Annotated in this window: 16 protein-coding genes; 11 read left to right on the top strand and 5 right to left on the bottom strand. The window is 75.3% G+C overall.

Annotated features, from left to right (window positions below; all coding sequences use genetic code 11):
- Window positions 1–10 precede the first annotated feature (10 nt).
- Window positions 11–364 carry a nuclear transport factor 2 family protein gene (locus ACI782_RS05480; protein WP_456906900.1) on the bottom strand — a complete coding sequence of 118 codons (354 nt, stop codon included), beginning with the start codon at window positions 362–364 and terminating at the stop codon, window positions 11–13.
- A 170-nt stretch (window positions 365–534) separates the two neighbouring features.
- Between ACI782_RS05480 and ACI782_RS05475 the strand changes: the two genes are divergently transcribed.
- Window positions 535–1,239: a MerR family transcriptional regulator gene (locus ACI782_RS05475; RefSeq protein ID WP_456906898.1), complete on the top strand. Its 705-nt coding sequence runs from the start codon at window positions 535–537 to the stop codon at window positions 1,237–1,239.
- Between the two features lie 102 nt (window positions 1,240–1,341).
- Here the strand turns inward: ACI782_RS05475 and ACI782_RS05470 are convergent, their stop codons facing one another.
- The 3 genes from ACI782_RS05470 to ACI782_RS05460 all read right to left on the bottom strand — a co-directional run bounded on the left by ACI782_RS05470 (window position 1,342) and on the right by ACI782_RS05460 (window position 3,551).
- A complete protein-coding gene (locus ACI782_RS05470; protein ID WP_456906896.1) occupies window positions 1,342–1,959 on the bottom strand; it encodes a superoxide dismutase family protein in 618 nt (205 codons plus the stop codon).
- Window positions 1,960–2,310: 351 nt separating this feature from the next.
- Window positions 2,311–2,742, bottom strand: coding sequence for an STAS domain-containing protein (locus tag ACI782_RS05465; protein ID WP_456906894.1), 432 nt, complete (start codon window positions 2,740–2,742; stop codon window positions 2,311–2,313).
- A gap of 92 nt (window positions 2,743–2,834) precedes the next feature.
- On the bottom strand, window positions 2,835–3,551 hold the full coding sequence (locus ACI782_RS05460; RefSeq protein WP_456906892.1) for a response regulator transcription factor: 717 nt from the start codon (window positions 3,549–3,551) through the stop codon (window positions 2,835–2,837).
- A gap of 387 nt (window positions 3,552–3,938) precedes the next feature.
- On the opposite strand from ACI782_RS05460, the gene ACI782_RS05455 reads away from it, so the two are divergent.
- The 5 genes from ACI782_RS05455 to ACI782_RS05435 all read left to right on the top strand — a co-directional run bounded on the left by ACI782_RS05455 (window position 3,939) and on the right by ACI782_RS05435 (window position 10,675).
- Window positions 3,939–4,400: a Fur family transcriptional regulator gene (locus ACI782_RS05455; protein ID WP_456906890.1), complete on the top strand. Its 462-nt coding sequence runs from the start codon at window positions 3,939–3,941 to the stop codon at window positions 4,398–4,400.
- A complete protein-coding gene (gene katG, locus ACI782_RS05450) occupies window positions 4,397–6,616 on the top strand; it encodes a catalase/peroxidase HPI (protein ID WP_456906888.1) in 2,220 nt (739 codons plus the stop codon). The genes ACI782_RS05455 and katG overlap by 4 nt, the downstream gene beginning before the upstream one ends.
- A gap of 227 nt (window positions 6,617–6,843) precedes the next feature.
- Window positions 6,844–8,028, top strand: coding sequence for an NAD(P)/FAD-dependent oxidoreductase (locus ACI782_RS05445; protein WP_456906886.1), 1,185 nt, complete (start codon window positions 6,844–6,846; stop codon window positions 8,026–8,028).
- A gap of 104 nt (window positions 8,029–8,132) precedes the next feature.
- Window positions 8,133–8,960 carry an MOSC domain-containing protein gene (locus ACI782_RS05440; RefSeq protein WP_456906884.1) on the top strand — a complete coding sequence of 276 codons (828 nt, stop codon included), beginning with the start codon at window positions 8,133–8,135 and terminating at the stop codon, window positions 8,958–8,960.
- Window positions 8,961–9,220: 260 nt separating this feature from the next.
- Window positions 9,221–10,675, top strand: a complete 1,455-nt coding sequence (locus ACI782_RS05435; protein WP_456906882.1) for an FAD-binding oxidoreductase — start codon at window positions 9,221–9,223, stop codon at window positions 10,673–10,675.
- A gap of 23 nt (window positions 10,676–10,698) precedes the next feature.
- On the opposite strand, the gene ACI782_RS05430 is transcribed toward ACI782_RS05435, so the two are convergent.
- Window positions 10,699–11,397: an RraA family protein gene (locus ACI782_RS05430; protein WP_456906880.1), complete on the bottom strand. Its 699-nt coding sequence runs from the start codon at window positions 11,395–11,397 to the stop codon at window positions 10,699–10,701.
- Window positions 11,398–11,593: 196 nt separating this feature from the next.
- Between ACI782_RS05430 and hutH the strand changes: the two genes are divergently transcribed.
- From hutH to hutI, 5 genes are all read left to right on the top strand, one after another.
- Window positions 11,594–13,132 (top strand): histidine ammonia-lyase, encoded by a 1,539-nt coding sequence (gene hutH, locus ACI782_RS05425; protein WP_456906878.1) that lies wholly within the window; start codon window positions 11,594–11,596, stop codon window positions 13,130–13,132.
- Window positions 13,133–13,157: 25 nt separating this feature from the next.
- Window positions 13,158–14,813 carry a urocanate hydratase gene (gene hutU / locus ACI782_RS05420; protein WP_456906876.1) on the top strand — a complete coding sequence of 552 codons (1,656 nt, stop codon included), beginning with the start codon at window positions 13,158–13,160 and terminating at the stop codon, window positions 14,811–14,813.
- Window positions 14,814–14,817: 4 nt separating this feature from the next.
- A complete protein-coding gene (locus tag ACI782_RS05415; protein WP_456906874.1) occupies window positions 14,818–16,023 on the top strand; it encodes an allantoate amidohydrolase in 1,206 nt (401 codons plus the stop codon).
- On the top strand, window positions 16,017–17,345 hold the full coding sequence (locus ACI782_RS05410; protein WP_456906872.1) for a formimidoylglutamate deiminase: 1,329 nt from the start codon (window positions 16,017–16,019) through the stop codon (window positions 17,343–17,345). The genes ACI782_RS05415 and ACI782_RS05410 overlap by 7 nt, the downstream gene beginning before the upstream one ends.
- A gap of 124 nt (window positions 17,346–17,469) precedes the next feature.
- On the top strand, window positions 17,470–18,654 hold the full coding sequence (hutI, locus tag ACI782_RS05405) for an imidazolonepropionase (RefSeq protein ID WP_456906870.1): 1,185 nt from the start codon (window positions 17,470–17,472) through the stop codon (window positions 18,652–18,654).
- Window positions 18,655–18,660 lie beyond the last annotated feature (6 nt).

Here is an 18,660-nt window from a genome sequence, read left to right as displayed (position 1 = left end):
AGGTGTCGGTTCAGGGGGCGATGACCAGCTCGGCGATGAGGTCGCCGTCCATCGCGAAGGAGTAGCCCAGCTCGACGACGCCGCCGGGGAAGTCGCCCTCCAGTCGGTGGGTGACCACGCAGCGCGCGTCGTCGATGCGCTGTGCGCCGATGAGCTCGGTCGTGTACGTGTACTCGGCTCCGGCGTCGCTGAGGAACCCGCGGACCTCGTCGGCCCCCCGAAAGGTCTGTCCCTGGTCGACGACCACGGCGGTGGGACCGAAGGCGCGGATCGCGGCATCGACGTCCCGGGCCGCGTGGGCGGCGAGGAAGCCGCGGACGGCGGCCGGGAGTTCGCCGGGCTGGATGCTGGTCGGTGTGGTCATGCCCCGACGCTGTGGCCTCCCGCACCGGGAGGGTCAAGCACTGGACTCTCCCCCTGGGAGAGGGTGCACAGTGCGCGGGTGCTGGCGATCGGCGAGTTCTCCCGGCTGACCCACCTGAGCGTGCGCACGCTGCCCGCTACCACGACGCCGGCCTGCTCGAGCCCGCGACGGTGGACCCCGCCAGCGGCTACCGGTACTACACCGCGGACCAGATCCCGATCGCGCAGGTCATCCACCGTCTCCGCGAGCTCGACGTCCCGCTGCCCGACGTCCAGCGCATCCTGCGCTCCCCCGACCCGGGTGCGCGTGCCGTCCTCGTCGCCGATCACCTGCAGCGGCTCGAGGCGGAGCTGGACCGGACCCGGGCCGCGGTGGCGTCACTGCGCCGGCTGCTGCAGCCGGAGCCGGCTCCCCTGGACGTCGAGCTGCGGGCGGTGCCGGCGACCACGGTGGCCGCTGTCGAGGACGACGTGGACCGCGACCACGTCCTCGACTGGTACGCCGGCGCCATGGCCGAGCTGGACGCCATGGTGCGGGAGCGGACCGGCGCCCCGGGCGGGCTCTACGACAACGCGCTGTTCGAGACCGGCCGCGGGCACCTGCTGGTGTACCGGCCCTCTGCCGACCCGCCGCGGAGCGGGCGGGTGCACCCGGTGACCCTGCCGGCCGTCGAGCTGGCCGTCACCACCCACTCCGGCGGGCACGACGACATCGACGTCACCTACGGCGAGCTGGGCGCCTGGGTGGTGCGGAACGCGCTCGTGGTGGCCGGGCCGGTCCGGGAGAGGTACCTGGTCGGCCCGCGCGACACAGCAGATCCGGCTGCCTGGCGCACCGAGGTCGGCTGGCCGGTCTTCCGGGTCGCCCCACACTGAGCCGACGCGGGGCAGCGGTGGGCATGCGACCGACGCCTGCTCCTCGGGCACAGCGCGGGAGCACACGGCCACACGCCTGCCGCCACGTCGGCCGGAGGGACGTCAACCCCCGACGGGGCCGCACGCGATGCGGCCGCCCGCGTCACCGGTGTTCCGGGTCGTCTCGTCCGGCCCGTCGGGCGCATAACGCTCGGGGATGCTCGCGTAGTTGTCGCGCAGGGCGTGCACCACGGCCGCGGTGCCGTCGTCGTCGGTGAGGTCGGCGACGGTCACCGCGTCGGTGACGGCCGTGAGTGACCCGGCGCCGGACTCGGTGACGTACAGCGCCGGCAGGTCACCGGGGTGGGCGCCGTGATCGGACTCCCCCGCACCGATGTGGCCGCCCGCCGAGAGGAAGTCCCCCGTCATCGACGGGTCCGAGGGGTTGGCGCTGTCCGGCTCGCACACGCCGGTGGCGTGCAGGTGGAACCCGTGGAAGCCGGGCGGGAGGCCGGTGACCCGCACCGACACCCGCGTGCCGCCCTCCACCTCGGCCACGTCCACGGTCCCGACCTCGGTGCCGGCGGGGTCGACCAGCGTCGCGGTGAGCCCCTCGCTGCCGGCCTGGGTCTCCTCGGCGCCGGCCGCCGAGTCCTCGCCCTGCGTCCCGGCACCTCCGCAGCCCGCGACGAGAGTGATCGCACACGCGCACACGAGGGGGGTGGCAAGCGCTCGCGGCATGAGGTCCTCCTGACTGTCGAGACCCGGCTGGCGATGGTGGCCGGCGATGACGCGGAGCGGCTCGGACCCGCTCCACCGGGCGGGGCTGGGCCGGAAGTGCACCGCGAAGGCTCCCCTGCCGCGGAAGGTGAGGACAGTCGCCCACGCCGCCTCCCGCCGCATCCGCTGACCGCGGAGGCTCCCGGCGGCGATGTCGTCACCGCTCGTGAGCACGAGCGCCGGCGCGGCGGAGGTCCTGGCCGGGAGGCGGCGGAGTCGGGGACGCGGGTCACGCCGCCCGAGCGCCGGAGGGACCGAGCCAGGTCCTGGCGCCGACGCCGCTCCCCCTCAGCTGCGGCCACGGCCCCCGCGTCACCGGCCCGCAGGCGGCGCCTGGGTCGGAGGAGGCGGCGGTGGGGTCAGGTCGAACAGCGAGGTGAGCCCGGAGAGCTCGAGCACCCGCGCGAACCGGCGCGTGGCACGCCGGATCCGCGCCGGGCGGCCCTCGGCCCGGGCGCTCTGCGCCCACCGCACCAGGAAGGTCAGCCCGGCGGAGTCGATGTAGGCCAGCTCGTCCACGTCGACGGCGAGGACCCGCAGCCGGTCCACCGCGTGCTCGCGGGCGAACTGCTGCAGCACCGGGGCGTCCACGTCGCCGGTCAGGTGCAGCACGTGGCCGCCGGCCTCGGCCCGCACCGTGATCCACCCGGTCGGTTCGTCGGCCTGGCCCCACCCCTGCTCGCCCTCCGCGCCACCGGACGCGCGGCCGGCGGGCGGCGCGGACGGGCCCCCCGCGACGGGCACCGGTTCGGGGCCTGCCGCGGCGGAGCGCCGGATCGGGAGGCGGCGGCGCCCGGTGCGGACACCCGGGGCGCGAGCCGCCGGCAGCTGGTCACTCATGCGGCCGCGGACAGGAGTCCCAGCTCCTGGGCCTTGACGACCGCCTCGAGCTGGGAGCGGACCCCGAGCTTGGTGTGCAGGGCCTTCACGTAGCCCCGGCAGGTCTCCACGGTGATGCCCAGCACCCGGGCGATCGCCTTGACCTGCATGCCGCGGCCCAGGCAGTCGAGCACCTCCTGCTCTCGGCGGGTCAGCTGCGGTCGCGGCTCGTCCGACCGCGCCGGACCGGCGCCGGCGGTCGGGGCGGTGGAGAAGGTGGACGGCGCGACCAGCATCTGACCGGGCCGCACGCGGGTGAGGACGTCGATCATCTCGGCCAGCGAGCCGTCCTTCGGGATGAACGCCGACGCGCCGGCCTGGGTCGCGCGCACCACCCACTGCGGGTCCCGGTGGGCGGTGACCACGGCGATGACGGCGCCCGGGGCGACCTGACGCAGCCGCCGGGCGGCCGACAGCCCGTCCTCGCGCGGCATCTGGATGTCCATGACAACCACGTCCGGCTGTGTCCGCTCCGCCAGGGAGACGGCCTGCGCTGCGGAGGTCGCCGTGCCCACCACGTCCATCCCGCCCACGCGCAGGGCGAGGGCCAGCATCTCGGCGAAGGCGCGGTGGTCGTCGACCACCAGCACCCGGGACGGCGCGGGAGCGACCGGGGCGTCGTGCCGGTCGAGCGGGCGGTGCGGGGCGGGCGGGTCGAGCTGGGCGAGCGACAACGGATCCCCCGTGCGGTCAGGCGCCCGTGTGTGAGCGCACGACCATGAGAAGTGAGCGCTCATACGATGCGAAAGGGCTTTTGCCCAACACCTGACCAAAGTCCCTGCCGGGTCTCCGCGGGTCGGAACGCTGCGCATCGCTCCGGAACCCTGCGTATCGATTCAGCGGCGTATCGATGGGGGCGGGCCGCATTCGCACGGCAGGCCCACCGGCCCCGGCCGGCCCGTCCTCCGGGCCCTTCCTGGGGACGCCAGTGGCCCGTCGACCCGGCCCCCCGGCCGTGGGGCGCAGCCGACGCTCGTGGATGATCCGCTGGGGGCCGCCGGCGGCCGACCGCCCGGCGCTTTTTCTTGACTTGGTCAAGTAAGGGTCGTCAGAATGACGTCGTGCCGGACGCCGCAGACCTGGAGCGCACACTGCGCGCGGTGGGTCTGCGGGTCACCCGACCGCGCCTCGCGGTGCTGGACGCCGTCCGCGCCCAGCCGCACCTCGACACCAAGTCGCTCATCAGCGCGGCGCGTGCCCGCCTCGGTGCTGTGTCGCACCAGGCGGTGTACGACGTGCTGCACGCGCTCGTGGACACCGGCCTCGTACGGCGCATCCAGCCGGAGGGCTCCGACGCCCGCTACGAGGCCCGTGTCGGCGACAACCACCACCACGTGGTCTGCCGCGACTGCGGGGCCATCGCCGACGTCGACTGCACCACCGGCGCCGCCCCCTGCCTCACCCCGTCCGCCGACGCCGGCTTCGTCATCGACGAGGCCGAGGTCCTGTTCTGGGGACGCTGTCCGTCCTGCGCGGCCAGTCGTCCCCCCGCCCCCCGCACCGCACAGAGAGGCACGTCGTGACCAACGAAGTCGACAAGATCAATTCTGAGAGCACCAGCGAGAGCGAGAACCCGGCGATCCCGTCGCCGACCCAGGTCACCAACCGGCGGCCGCAGAGCAACCGGGACTGGTGGCCCAACCAGGTCGACCTGTCGGTGCTGAACAAGCCCTCGAAGGACTCCGACCCGCTGGGTGCGGACTTCGACTACCGGGCCGCGGTGGCCACGCTCGACGTCGAGGCGGTCAAGCGCGACCTCGTCGAGGTCATGCGCACCTCGCAGGACTGGTGGCCGGCCGACTGGGGTCACTACGGCCCGCTGTTCATCCGCATGTCGTGGCACGCCGCCGGCACCTACCGCATCGCCGACGGTCGCGGTGGTGGTGGCGAGGGCGGGCAGCGCTTCGCCCCGCTCAACAGCTGGCCGGACAACGCGAACCTGGACAAGGCCCGCCGCCTCCTGCTGCCGGTCAAGCAGAAGTACGGCCGCAAGCTGTCCTGGGCGGACCTGCTCGTCCTCGCCGGCAACGTCGCGCACGACGACATGGGCCTGCCGACCTTCGGCTTCGCCTTCGGTCGCGAGGACAGCTGGCAGCCCCAGGAGGTCTTCTGGGGCCCGGAGGACACCTGGCTCGGCGACGAGCGCTACGCCGGCGACGAGCCGCTCGACCTCGACGAGGGCCCGCTCGCGAACGTGACCATGGGGCTGATCTACGTCAACCCCGAGGGTCCGAAGGGCCAGCCCGACCCGCTCGCCTCGGCCCACGACATCAAGGTGACCTTCCGCCGGATGGGCATGACCGACGAGGAGACCGTCGCCCTCATCGGCGGCGGCCACACCTTCGGCAAGACCCACGGCGCCGGCAACCCCGAGCTCGTCGGTCCGGAGCCCGAGGGCTGCCCGGTGCACGGCAACGGCCTCGGCTGGATCAGCCAGCACGGCACCGGCAAGGGCGCCGACACCATCACCAGCGGCCTCGAGGGCGCCTGGACCCCGACGCCGACCACGTGGGACAACTCCTACTGGGAGACCCTGTTCGGCTACGACTGGGAGCTCGTCGAGAGCCCGGCCGGCGCCAAGCAGTGGCAGCCGTCGAACCCCGAGGCGCAGGAGCTCGTCCCCGACGCGCACATCGAGGGCAAGAAGAACCCGCCGATGATGTCCACGGCGGACATGGCGCTCAAGGTCGACCCGGAGCTGCGCGCGTACGCGGAGCGCTTCCGCGACGACCCGGAGTACTTCAAGGACCAGTACGCTCGCGCCTGGTTCAAGCTGCTGCACCGCGACATGGGGCCGAAGGTCCGCTACCTCGGCCCGGACGTGCCGGCCGAGGACCTCATCTGGCAGGACCCGGTCCCGGCCGTCGACCACGAGCTGGTGGGTGAGGCGGAGATCGCCGACCTCAAGCAGCGGCTGCTCTCCTCCGGGTTGACCGTCTCGCAGCTGGTGCACACGGCCTGGTCGGCCGCCGCCTCCTACCGCGGCACGGACAAGCGTGGCGGCGCCAACGGCGCCCGGCTGCGCCTCGAGCCGCAGATCGGCTGGGCGGTCAACGAGGGCGTCCGGGACGTGCTGCCGGTCCTCGAGCGGGTCAAGGCGGAGTTCGAGCAGCAGACCGGCAAGAAGGTCTCGCTGGCCGACCTCATCGTGCTCGGGGGCAGCGCGGCGGTGGAGAAGGCCGCGGCGGACGCCGGCGTCCAGGTGACCGTGCCGTTCCACCCGGGCCGCACCGACGCCTCGCAGGAGCAGACGGACGTCGACAACTTCCGCTGGCTGGAGCCGCGGGCCGACGGCTTCCGCAGCTGGATCGCGCCGGGGAGCAAGCTCCAGCCGGAGACGCTCCTGGTCGACCGGGCGTACATGCTCGAGCTCACCGCCAAGGAGATGACCCTGCTCGTCGGCGGCCTGCGTGTCCTCGGCGCCAACACCGGCGGCGTGCAGCACGGCGTGTTCACCGACCGCCCGGGCGTGCTGTCGCAGGACTTCTTCCGCAACCTGCTCGACCTGGGCATCTCCTGGCGCACCGCCGTCGAGACCGAGGGCGTCTACGAGGGGCTGGACGCCGACGGCAAGGTCGTCCGGACGGCCACTGCGGCCGACCTCGTGTTCAACTCGAACTCGATCCTGCGCGGGATCGTCGAGGTGTACTCGGCCGACGACGCCAAGGAGACGTTCGTCCAGGACTTCGTCGCCGCGTGGGTCAAGGTCATGGAGCTCGACCGCTTCGACCTGCGGTAAGCCCCACCTGTCCGGACGCCCCGGCCCGCACTCCGCGGTCCGGGGCGTCCGCGCATCCGGCGGGCCCGTTCACGACGTGCATCCGACGGCGCCGGTCTCGCGGAAGGAGGCTGCGTGCGGAGCCTCTCGCCCCAGGGACGTCGGGTCGTCCAGCCGCTGCGCGACGCCGGCGGCGGCCGTGAGCAGGTCGGGATCCTGGTGTCCCTGAGCGCGTGACCGGAGGGGACGTGGAACGACACGAGGTGCTCGTCGTCGGAGGCGGCAACGCCGGCATCTCCCTGGCGGCACGACTGGTCCGCGACGGCACCTCGGCCGTCACGGTCGTGGCCCCCCAGCCGGTGCACCGCTACAAACCCCTGCTCAACTACGTCGGCGGGGGCCAGGCCACGATGGCCGACCTGGAACGGCCGATGGCCGAGGTCATCCCCGACGGGTGCGCGTGGATCCGCGACGCCGTCGAGGGCGTCGACCCGGTCGCCCGGACCGTGCGCACGCGGGCGGGGCGCACCCTCGGGTACTCGACGCTCGTCCTGTGCCCCGGCCTGGTGGAGGACTGGGAGGCCACTGCGGGGCTGCAGGCGGCCTACCACGACGGGTGGGCCGCCTCCACCTACGTCCCGGGCGCCGCACCGCGGGTCTGGCCGAGCCTGGCGTCGCTGCGCGCCGGCTCGGCGCTGTTCACCGTGCCGCCGGAGCCGGCGTCCTGTGGTCCGACCGCGCTCAAGCCGCTCTTCCTGGCCTGCGACCACTGGCGGCGCACCGGTGTCCTGACCGACCTCCGGGTCCGGCTCGTCCTCCCCGAGCGGTCCGCCGTGGGCGTCCCGGAGGTCGACGAGGTCGTGGACCGGGCGCTGGCCGCCTACGGCGTCGAGGTGCTGCGCGAGGCCCGGATCGAGCGCGTGGACCCGGATGCCCACGCCGTCACGGTCGCGACACGCACCGGCCGGCGGGTGATCGTCGACGTCGACGTCGCCCACGCCGTTCCCCGCTACCGGGCTCCACGCTGGATCGCCGACAGCGGTCTCGCGGCCGACCCGGCGCCGGGCCTGGCCGACGTCGACCCGCACACCCTGCGGCACCGCTCGCACGCGTCGATCTGGGGACTCGGCGATGCCGCCGCCGTGGCGACGCGCCCCTCCGGCGGAGCGCTGCGGCGCCAGGTCGCGATCCTGGCCCACAACCTGGCGGCCGACCGGGACGGGGCACCGGTGCAGCGGTACGACGGCTACACGGTCGCGCCGATCACGGTGGGCCGCCGGCGGCTGGTGCTCGCCGAGTTCACCCGCGACGGCCGGCCGGCCCCGTCCGTGCCGTTCGTCGACCCGCTCGTGCCCCGGCGGACGACGTGGTGGTTCGACCGCTACGCGCTCCCGCAGGTCTACTGGCGCCGCATCCTCCGCGGGCGGGTGTGACCGCGGAGGTGCACCGCCGCACTCCGGACGACCAGGGCCACACATCGAGCGACCTCGGGCTTCCCTACGCTCGACCCGTCCACGCCTGACCGGATGGGAGACCCATGCCCGTCGTCTCACGCTTCTCGACGACCCCCGTCAAGGGCACCGCCCTGCACCACCCGACCAGCCTGGCGCTCACCCGGAACGGCGTCGAGGACAACCGGCGGTTCCACCTCGTCGACGCCCGGCACCGGCTGTTCAACGGCAAGCAGCACGGGCCCCTGGTCCGGCTCACCGCGGAGTACGACGGCCGGCGGCGACACCTGACCCTGCAGATCCCCGGCCGTGAGCCGGTACAGGGACCGACGACCGAGCTGGGCGAGCCGGTCGCCACCGACTTCTACGGCCGCGACGTGGCCGGTCACCTGGTGACGGGTCCGTGGTCAGCGGCCCTCACCGAGTTCGTCGGCGAGCCGGTCCACCTGGTCGCCACCGACACCCCCGGCGACGCGGTCGACGTGCACCCGGTGACGCTGGTCTCCTCGGCCACCATCGAGCACCTGCGCAGCGTCACGCCCGGCGGCGAGCGGCTGGACCACCGGCGCTTCCGGATGCTCGTCGAGGTGGACGGGTGCGGTGTGCACGAGGAGGACACCTGGGTGGGCCGGCGGGTCCGGCTGGGCGCGGCGACGGTACGGGTGGTCGGCCCGGTCCCCCGCTGCGTGGTCACCAACGAGAACCCCGACAGCGGGCTGGTGGACTTCAGCACCCTCAAGGCCATCGCGCGCTACCGCGGGGAGCCGGCCACCGACCTCACCACTCCGGTCGCACACCTCCCGGACAACGGCGCGGTCGTCTTCGGCGTGTACGCCACCGTCGAGGAACCGGGGTCGATCGGGGTCGGTGACCGCGTCGAACCCATCGCGAGCGAGGCGACCGTCGGCTCCTGATCGGCCGCTCGGCACCCGGAACGCCGCCACGGCCGTCGCCGGCCAGCCCCTCGAGCCGGGAGCGATCGCCCGGCGGGACGTGCCGATAGCTCTCCGGGGCAGGCCGTGTCGCCGGCGTCACAACCCGCACGGCGACGGCGGACGACGCCCGGGGCCGCGCCGGCCCGCGGTTCCTCGGCCGGGCTCCTGTGCCACGGTGCCCTCCTCCGTCCCTCCGCCTCCGGCGGCGGGAAGCGGCACTCCTGCCCGAGGGGATCCCCATGACTCTGGACACCGACGCGATCGCCGCACTCCGCGCGACCTCCACCGTGGACGTGCTGTCGCCCACCGATGCCGGCTTCGCCCACGCGCGCGCCGAGGCGCTCTGGAACGGCGACATCACCCACCAGCCGGCGCTGATCACCCGGCCGACCTCGAACGAGGAGGTCGCCGCGGCGATCGCCTTCGCCCGGGCACACGGCCTCCCCCTGTCCGTCCGCGGCGGAGGCCACGGCTACGCGGGCAAGGCCGTGGTCGAGGACGGCGTCGTGATCGACCTGTCCCGGCTCGACGGCGTGCGCGTGGACCCCGGTGCGCGGCGCGCCCACGTGGGCGGCGGGGCGACGTGGGCGACCGTGGACGCGGCGACCGCCGAGCACGGGCTGGCGGTGACCGGCGGCACCGTCAGCCACACCGGCGTGGCCGGACTGACGCTCGGCGGCGGGCTCGGCTGGCTCATGTCCCGGCAGGGCCTCAGCTGTGACAACCTCGTCGCCGCCACCCTGGTGACCGCCGACGGCCGGACCGTCACCGCCTCCGAGCAGGAGGACCCGGAACTGCTGTGGGGGCTGCGCGGCGCCGGCACCAACTTCGGCGTCGTCACCGAGCTCGTCCTCGCCCTGCACGAGGTGGACCCGATGGCCAACCTGGGGCTGTTCTTCTGGCGCCCGGAGGACGCCGCCGGTCCGCTCCGGTTCGCCCGGAACCACCTGTTCGGCCTGACGCCGGAGATGGGCGGGCTGATCGCGGGGCTGTCCGCGCCGCCCGAGCCGTTCGTGCCCCCCGAGCTCCAGGGCGCACCCGGGTTCGCCGTCCTGGTGGTGGGCTGGGGCAGCGCCGAGGAGCACGCCGCCGCCGTGGAGCCGCTGCGCAGCCGCGGTCCGGCCTTCGAGCTCGTCACCCCCATCCCGTACGTGGCCCTGCAGCAGATGCTCGACCCGGGCGCACCGTGGGGGGTCCGCGCCTACAACAAGTCGCTCAACTTCGATGAGCTCGGGGACGAGGTGATCGACGCCCTCGTGAGCGGGCTGCCCCGCAAGAGCAGCCCGCTGTCCCTGGTGCCGCTGTTCCCGCTCCGCGGCAGGGTGCGCGACGTCCCCGACGAGGCCACCGCCTTCGGACCCTCGCGCAGCCGGCGCTGGGCCGTGAGCCTGGAGGCGGTCGCCCCGGACGAGGCGACGTTCGCCGCCGACCGGCAGTGGGCGCGCGACCTGTGGACGGCGCTGCGGCCGTACGCGCCCGACGACGGTGCCTACGTCAACTTCGAGTACGACACCGACGCCGCGCGGATCCGCGCCTCCTACGGCGAGGAGAAGTACCGCCGTCTGGCGGCACTGAAGGCGGCCTGGGACCCGGACAACGTCTTCCGCTCCAACGTCAACATCGCTCCGGCCAGGACCGGCGTCCCGTCCCCGCGCGCCACCACGGACACGTCGGTTCCCGAGCCCAGCGGCTGACCGGCCCCGACGTCACCTCAGGGCTACCGGACCGCCGTGGGGTTCCGCCGTGCCTCGATGAGGGCCTGCGCCCCGGTCGCCGCGGCCACGCTCGCGCCGTCCGCGAGGGCCTGCCGCCACGCGTCCTCCCGCTGCGCCACCTCGCGCGTCAGCCGGATGACGGTGTCGACGTGTGCCCGCGGGACGACGACGACACCGCTGGGGTCCCCGCGGACCACGTCACCGGGGTGCACGGTCACCCCACCGACCTGCACCGGGACGTTGATCGCGCCCGGCCCCTGGTTGGACCCGGTGGCCGGGTGGGCGTTGCGGGCGAAGGTCGGGATGCCGACCTCGTCGATCCCCTCGACGTCCCGCACCGCCCCGTCGACGACGACGCCCACCGCACCTCTCCGGGTGACCGCGCCCGCGAGGATGTCGCCGAAGATCGCGGCGTCCGCCCGGCCACCACCGTCGACGGCCACCACGTCGCCGGACCGGGTCACCTCGGGCATCGCGAGCATGAACAGGATGTCGCCGGGCTTGGTCCACACCGTGACCGCGGTGCCGCAGAACTCCGCGCCCCCGGCGATCCTGCCGATCCCCGGGCCGACCACACCCACGGGTCCACCACAGTCCGCGATCTGGGTGGTGGGGAACGCGGCCAGGGCCGCGACCGCGGCGGCCGGCGGACGCTCGAACTCCTCGACGATCGTCCACTGCTGGGCGTGCGACTTGCTCATGCCCCCACCTCCGGCTGCTCCGCGGGACCTCCGGACGCCGTCGGTGCGCGGGCGGCGGCCGGTCCGTACAGGACAACGTCGATGGCGACGTCCCCGCAAGAGCACCCGGACGTCGCCTCCCGCCGATCACCCGCTGCACCGACGTCTCGGGGCGGTACACCTAGGCGGCCGGCCGGTTCCGGTGTCCCATGGCACCGTGCTCCGCGAACGCGTGGTCGTGGGGACCGGCCCGGTCCGGCCGGAGGACGTGGTGCGCGTCGCCCGCGACGGGTGCGGGGTCCGGCTGAGCGACGAGGCCCTCACGGAGATCGCCCGGAGCCGCTCCGTCGTCGACGCCCTGGCCCGGGACGACCGGCCGCACTACGGCGTGTCCACCGGTTTCGGGGCGCTGGCCACCCTGCACATCCCGGTCGAGCAGCGCGCCTGCCTGCAGCACAGCCTCGTCCGGTCCCACGCCGCCGGGTCCGGTCCCGAGGTCGAACGCGAGGTCGTCCGGGCCCTCATGCTGCTGCGGCTGTCCACCCTCGCGACCGGCCGCACCGGCGTCCGGCCGGAGACGGCCCGGGCCTACGCGGCGATGCTCGACGCCGGTCTCACGCCGGTCGTGCACGAGTACGGCTCGCTCGGCTGCTCCGGCGACCTCGCGCCGCTGTCCTCGGTCGCGCTCGCCCTCACGGGGGAAGGCCGGGTCCGGGACGGCGCCGGTGCGCTCCGCCCGGCCGCGGAGGCCCTGCGCGAGCACGGGACCGAGCCCGTGGAGCTGGCCGAGAAGGAGGGGCTGGCGCTGGTGAACGGGACCGACGGCATGCTCGGCATGCTGGTCTTGGCCCTGGCCGACCTGCGCCGCGTGCTGACGACGGCCGACGTCGCCGCGGCCATGAGCGTCGAGGCCCTGCTCGGCACCGACGCCGTGTTCGCCGCGGACCTCCAGGCGCTGCGCCCGCACCCGGGGCAGGCGGCCTCGGCCGCCAACCTGCGCCGGCTGCTGAGCGGCAGTGGCGTGATGGCCAGTCACCGCGGGCCCGAGTGCACGCGGGTCCAGGACGCCTACTCGCTGCGGTGCGCACCGCAGGTCCACGGCGCGGCCCGCGACACCGTCACCCACGCCGCCGCGGTCGCCGGCCGCGAGCTCGCCGCCGCCGTCGACAACCCGGTCATCACATTCGACGGCCGGGTGGAGTCGAACGGCAACTTCCACGGCGCACCCGTCGGCTACGTCCTCGACTTCCTCGCCATCGCGGCCGCCGACGTCGCCGGCATGAGCGAGCGGCGCACCGACCGGTTCCTCGACCCCGCCCGCAGCAACGGGCTGCCGCCGTTCCTCGCCGACACCCCCGGTGTCGACTCCGGGCACATGCTCGCCCAGTACACGGCGGCCGGGATCGTCAGCGAGCTCAAGCGGCTCGCCGTCCCGGCCAGCGTCGACACCATCCCCTCCTCGGCGATGCAGGAGGACCACGTCTCCATGGGCTGGGCGGCCGCCCGCAAGCTGCGGCGCGCCGTCGACGGCCTCACCCGCGTCCTCGCCGTCGAGGTCCTGACCGCGGCCCGGGCCCTCGACCTGCGGGCCCCGCTGCGACCGGCCCCGGCGACGGCCGCGGTGCGCGACGCCGTCCGCGCCGCCGGCGTCGGCGGCCCCGGGCCGGACCGGCACCTGGCCCCGGAGATCGAGGCCGTCGTCGGCCTGGTGGCCGACGGAGCCCTGCTCCGCGCCACCGGCCTCCCCCTGGACTGACCCCGCCGAGACGAGGAGCGCCACCATGGACGGAGCACGACCCGTACGGTCCCCGCGCGGCGGCACCCTCTCGGCCCGGAGCTGGCAGACCGAGGCGCCGCTGCGGATGCTGCAGAACAACCTCGACCCCGACGTCGCCGAGCGGCCCGACGACCTGGTCGTCTACGGCGGCACCGGCCGCGCGGCGCGCGACTGGCGCAGCTTCGACGCCATGGTCCGCACGCTGACGACCCTCGCCGACGACGAGACCATGCTCGTGCAGTCGGGCCGGCCCGTCGGCGTGCTGCGCACGCACGAGTGGGCGCCCCGGGTGCTGATCGCCAACTCCAACCTGGTGGGCGACTGGGCCACCTGGCCGGAGTTCCGGCGCCTCGAGCACCTGGGGCTGACCATGTACGGCCAGATGACGGCCGGGTCCTGGATCTACATCGGGACGCAGGGGATCCTCCAGGGCACCTACGAGACCTTCGCGGCCGTGGCGGCCAAGAGGTTCGGGGGCACGCTCGTCGGCACCCTCACGCTGACCGGCGGCTGCGGCGGCATGGGCGGCGCCCAGCCGCTCGCGGTGACGCTCAACGGCGGCGTCTGCCTCGTGGTCGACGTCGACGGGGGCCGGCTGCGCCGCCGGGTCGGGCACCGCTACCTCGACCAGGTGGCCGACGACCTCGACGACGCCGTCGCGCGCTGCCTCGCCGCCAGGCGGGACCGGCGGCCGCTCTCCGTCGGTCTGGAGGGCAACGCGGCCACGGTGGTCCCCGAGGTGCTGCGCCGGGGCGTCGAGGTCGACGTCGTCACCGACCAGACCTCCGCGCACGACCCGCTCAGCTACCTGCCGGAGGGCGTCGACCCCGGCGACTGGCACGACTACGCCGAGGCCAAGCCCGAGGAGTTCACCGAGCGCGCCCGCGCGTCGATGGCCCGGCACGTCGAGGCGATGGTCGGGTTCCTCGACGCCGGGGCCGAGGTCTTCGACTACGGGAACTCCATCCGCGACGAGGCCCGCCAGGGCGGCTTCGACCGGGCGTTCGCCTTCCCCGGCTTCGTGCCCGCCTACATCCGGCCGCTGTTCTGCGCGGGCAAGGGCCCGTTCCGCTGGGCCGCGCTCTCCGGGGACCCGGCCGACATCGCCGCGACCGACCGCGCCGTCCTCGACCTGTTCCCCGACGACGACCACCTGCAGCGCTGGATCCGGGCCGCCCGGGACCGGGTCGCCTTCCAGGGCCTGCCGGCCCGGATCTGCTGGCTCGGGTACGGCGAGCGCGACGTCGCGGGCCTCCGCTTCAACGAGATGGTCGCCTCGGGCGAGATCACCGCTCCGATCGTCATCGGCCGCGACCACCTCGACGCCGGCTCCGTCGCCTCCCCCTACCGGGAGACGGAGGCCATGGCGGACGGATCGGACGCCATCGCCGACTGGCCGCTGCTCAACGCGCTGGTCAACACCGCGTCCGGCGCGACCTGGGTGTCGGTCCACCACGGCGGCGGCGTCGGCATGGGCCGGTCGCTGCACGCCGGCCAGGTCAGCGTCGCCGACGGGACGGACCTGGCCGCCCGGAAGCTGGAGCGGGTGCTGCGCAACGACCCCGGCACGGGCGTGCTCCGGCACGCCGACGCCGGCTACGAGCTGGCCGCCCAGGTCGCCGACGAGCGTGGCCTCCGGGTCCCGATGGCGGAGGGCTGAGCCGGTGGACCTCTTCGACGCGATGTGGACGGACCTGGCACCGGTCGGCCGGCACCCGCCGACCGGCGGCTACCGCCGGTACGCCTGGACGCGCACCGACGCCGCGCTGCGCGAGTGGTTCCGCGGCGAGGCCCAGCGGCGCGGGCTGGACGTCGTGCCCGACCGGGCCGGGAACCTCTGGGCGTGGACGGCGGATCCCGACGCCGCCGCGGCCGCGGGCCGGCCGGGTCTGGCGATGGGCAGCCACCTGGACTCGGTCCCCGACGGCGGCGCGTTCGACGGGCCGCTGGGCGTGGTGTCGGCGTTCGCCGCGCTGGACCTGCTCCGCGCCGGCGGGACCTCCCCGCGGCGTCCGCTGGGCATCGTCTGCTTCGCCGACGAGGAGGGCGCCCGCTTCGGCGTCGCGTGCGCCGGGTCGCGGATGCTCACCGGCGTGCTCGACCCCGACCGGGCGCGGGGACTGACCGACGACGACGGCACGACCATGGCCGAGGCGATGGCCGCGGCCGGGACCGACCCGCGGACCCTCGGCCGCGACGACGACGCGCTGCGGCGTGTGGGCACCTTCGTCGAGCTGCACGTCGAGCAGGGCCGCGGGCTCGCCGACGGCGACGCACCGGTCGGTGCGGCCACCGCGATCCGCCCGCACGGGCGCTGGCGGCTGGACCTCCGCGGTCGGGCCGACCACGCCGGCACCACCCGACTGCGGGACCGCCGCGACCCGATGCTCGCCCTCGCCGCCGTCATCCGGACCGCACGCGACGGCGCCGCCGCGCACGACGTCCTCGCCACCGTCGGCAAGGTGCTGGTCACCCCGAACGCGGCCAACGCCGTCCCGTCGGCGGTGACCGCCTGGCTGGACGCCCGCGGGCTGCCGGCGGCCGCGGTGCGCAGCGTGGTGGCGGAGGTGGGCGCCTCCGGGGGCGTCGACCCGGTCGAGGAGTCCTGGACGCCGGCCACGGTGTTCGACCCGGCGCTCCGCGACCGGGTGGCGGCTGCGGCCGGGGGCGACCGGGGGCCCGCCCCGTTGCTCGACACCGGGGCCGGCCACGACGCCGGGCTCCTGTCGGGAACCGGCGTCCCCGCGGCGATGCTGTTCGTCCGCAACCCGACCGGGGTGTCCCACTCCCCCGCCGAGCACGCCGACCCGGCCGACTGCCGGGCCGGCGTCGCCGCGCTCGCCCGGGTGGTGCAGGACCTGGCGTGCTGACCGGCTTCTGGTGCGAGCACGCCTGGCTCGGGGACGCCGTCGTCGCCGGCGTGCGGGTCGTCGTGGACGGCGGGCGGATCACCGCCGTCACGTGTGCCCCGGCGGCGGCCCCCGGCGACCACCGGCTGCCCGGCGTCGTGCTCCCGGGCTTCGCGAACGCGCACTCGCACGCCTTCCACCGGGCCCTGCGCGGACGCACCCACGACCGGGCCGGCACCTTCTGGAGCTGGCGGCAGCGGATGTACGGCGTCGCCGCGCGGCTGGACCCCGACAGCTGCCTCGCCCTGGCCCGCGCCGCCTACGCCGAGATGGCGCTCGCGGGGGTCACCTGCGTCGGCGAGTTCCACTACCTGCACCACCCACCCGGCGGCGGCCGGTACACCGACCCCAACGCCATGGCCGAGGGGCTGGCCCAGGCGGCGGCCGACGCCGGCATCCGGCTGACCGTGCTCGACGCCTGCTACCTCGCCGGCGGGCTGGACGGGCGTGGTCACCTGCCCCTCGACGACGTCCAGGCCCGGTTCGCCGACGGGGACGCCGATGCCTGGGCCGCACGGACCGGGCTGCTCCGGGAGCAGGACGGCGTCCGCATCGGGGCGGCGGTGCACTCCGTGCGGGCCGTGCCGGCGGCGCAGCTGGCCACCGTCGTGCGCGCCGCGGGCGGGCGCCCGCTGCACGCGCACCTCTCCGAGCAGCCCGCGGAGAACGAGGCCTGCCGAGCCCACTACGGCACCACGCCCACCGGGCTGCTGCACCAGCACGGGGTCCTCGGTCCGTCCACCACCGCCGTCCACGCCGTCCACCTCACCGCGGACGACGTCGCGACGCTGGGCAGCAGCGGAACGGGGGTCTGCGCCTGCCCGAGCACCGAGGCCGACCTCGCCGACGGCCTCGCCCCCCTCGTGCCGCTCCGGGACGCCGGCTCGCCGCTCAGCCTCGGCAGCGACCAGCACGCCGTCACCGACCTGCTCGGCGAGGCCCGGCTGCTCGAGTCCCACGAGCGGCTGCGCACCGGCGAACGCGGCCGCCTCCCCCCGGCCGGGCTCGTCGCCGCGCTCACCGTCGACGGGCACCGCGCCCTCGGCTGGCCCGATGCCGGTCGCATCGCCCCGGACCACCGGGCCGACCTGGTCGCCGTCCGGCTCGACAGCCCGCGGACCGCCGGCTGCGCACCCGACCAGGTGGTGATGGCGGCATCGGCGGCCGACGTGCACACCGTGGTCGTCGACGGCCGGGTCGTCGTCGCGGAGGGGCGGCACGCGCTCGGCGACGTCGGGAGGCTGCTGACCGACGCGATCGCGCCGCTGTGGGAGGACCGTTGAGCGAGCTCGACCAGGGGCGGAGCAGCTCTGCGAACGAGGCCGACGAGCGCCGGCGAGGAGGACTCGTGGACCCACCCCACGAAGGCGCTCCGCCGGCGCTCCACGTCTGCGCGGGGACTCCGGTGTGAGCACGCTGGTCACCGGCATCGCCGAGCTGGTCACCAACGACCCCGCGCTCGGCGCCGGCCCGCTGGGCGTGCTGGCCGACGCCGCGCTCGTCGTCGACGACGGCGCGGTCGCCTGGGTGGGCCCCGCCGGAGGGGCACCCGCTGCCGACGGCCGGATCGACGTCGAGGGCCGGGCGGTCGTCCCGGGCTTCGTCGACAGCCACACCCACCCGGTCTTCGCCGGCGACCGGGCCGCGGAGTTCGAGGCCCGGGTGTCCGGCGCGCGCTACGACGGCGGGGGCATCGCGGCCACCGTCGCCGCGACCCGCTCCGCCTCCGACGACGTCCTCCGCAGCCGGCTCCGCGGTCTGGTGGTGGAGATGCGCCGCCAGGGCACGACGACGGTGGAGGTCAAGAGCGGCTACGGACTGACCGTCGAGGACGAGGCGCGGTGCCTGCGGCTGGCCGCGGAGGTCACGCCCGAGACCACGTTCCTGGGCGCGCACGTGGTGCCGGCCGAGTACACCGGCCGCCGCGAGGACTACGTCGCGTTGGTCACCGGTCCCATGCTCGAGTCCTGCGCCCCGTTCGCACGGTGGATCGACGTCTTCTGCGAGCCCGCCTCGGCGCACGCCTTCGACGGCGACGAGACCCGCGCCGTGCTCGAGGCCGGGCGGGCGGCGGGCCTCGGGCTGCGGGTGCACGCCAACCAGCTCTCGGCGGGACCCGGGGTGCAGCTCGCGGTGGAACTCGGCGCGGCCAGCGTCGACCACTGCACCCACCTGACCGACGCCGACGTCGACGCCCTCGCCGACGGCACCACGGTCGCGACCCTGCTGCCCGGCGTGGAGTTCTCCACCCGGTCGCCCTATCCGGACGCCCGGCGGCTGTCGTCGGCGGGGGTCCCCCTGGCCCTGGCCACCAACTGCAACCCCGGCAGCAGCTTCACCTCGTCGATGCCGTTCTGCATCGCGCTCGCCGTCCGCGAGATGGGCATGACCCCGGCCGAGGCGCTGTGGGCGGCGACCGCCGGCGGCGCGGCGGCGTTGCGACGTCCGGACGTCGGGCACCTCGGTCCCGGCGCGCGGGCCGACCTCGCCGTCCTCGACGCGCCGTCCCACGTGTACCTGGCCTACCGCCCCGGCGTGCCGATCGTCCGGGCCCTCCCCTCGGACGACGGCCGCCCGCTGACCGGCGCCTGACCTCGG

Source organism: Geodermatophilus sp. SYSU D00703 (genome assembly GCF_054050155.1).
The sequence above is the reverse complement of the archived record's forward strand: the minus strand, read 5'-3'. Positions and strand labels throughout refer to the sequence as shown.

What these genes read in the sequence shown, in the direction of transcription:
- ACI782_RS05480 (WP_456906900.1), bottom strand. Translation starts at nt 364, where the DNA reads ATGACCACACCGACCAGCATCCAGCCCGGCGAACTCCCGGCCGCCGTC.
- ACI782_RS05430 (WP_456906880.1), bottom strand. Translation starts at nt 11,397, where the DNA reads ATGAGCAAGTCGCACGCCCAGCAGTGGACGATCGTCGAGGAGTTCGAG.
- ACI782_RS05435 (WP_456906882.1), top strand. Translation starts at nt 9,221, where the DNA reads ATGACTCTGGACACCGACGCGATCGCCGCACTCCGCGCGACCTCCACC.
- hutU (WP_456906876.1), top strand. Translation starts at nt 13,158, where the DNA reads ATGGACGGAGCACGACCCGTACGGTCCCCGCGCGGCGGCACCCTCTCG.
- ACI782_RS05440 (WP_456906884.1), top strand. Translation starts at nt 8,133, where the DNA reads ATGCCCGTCGTCTCACGCTTCTCGACGACCCCCGTCAAGGGCACCGCC.
- ACI782_RS05470 (WP_456906896.1), bottom strand. Translation starts at nt 1,959, where the DNA reads ATGCCGCGAGCGCTTGCCACCCCCCTCGTGTGCGCGTGTGCGATCACT.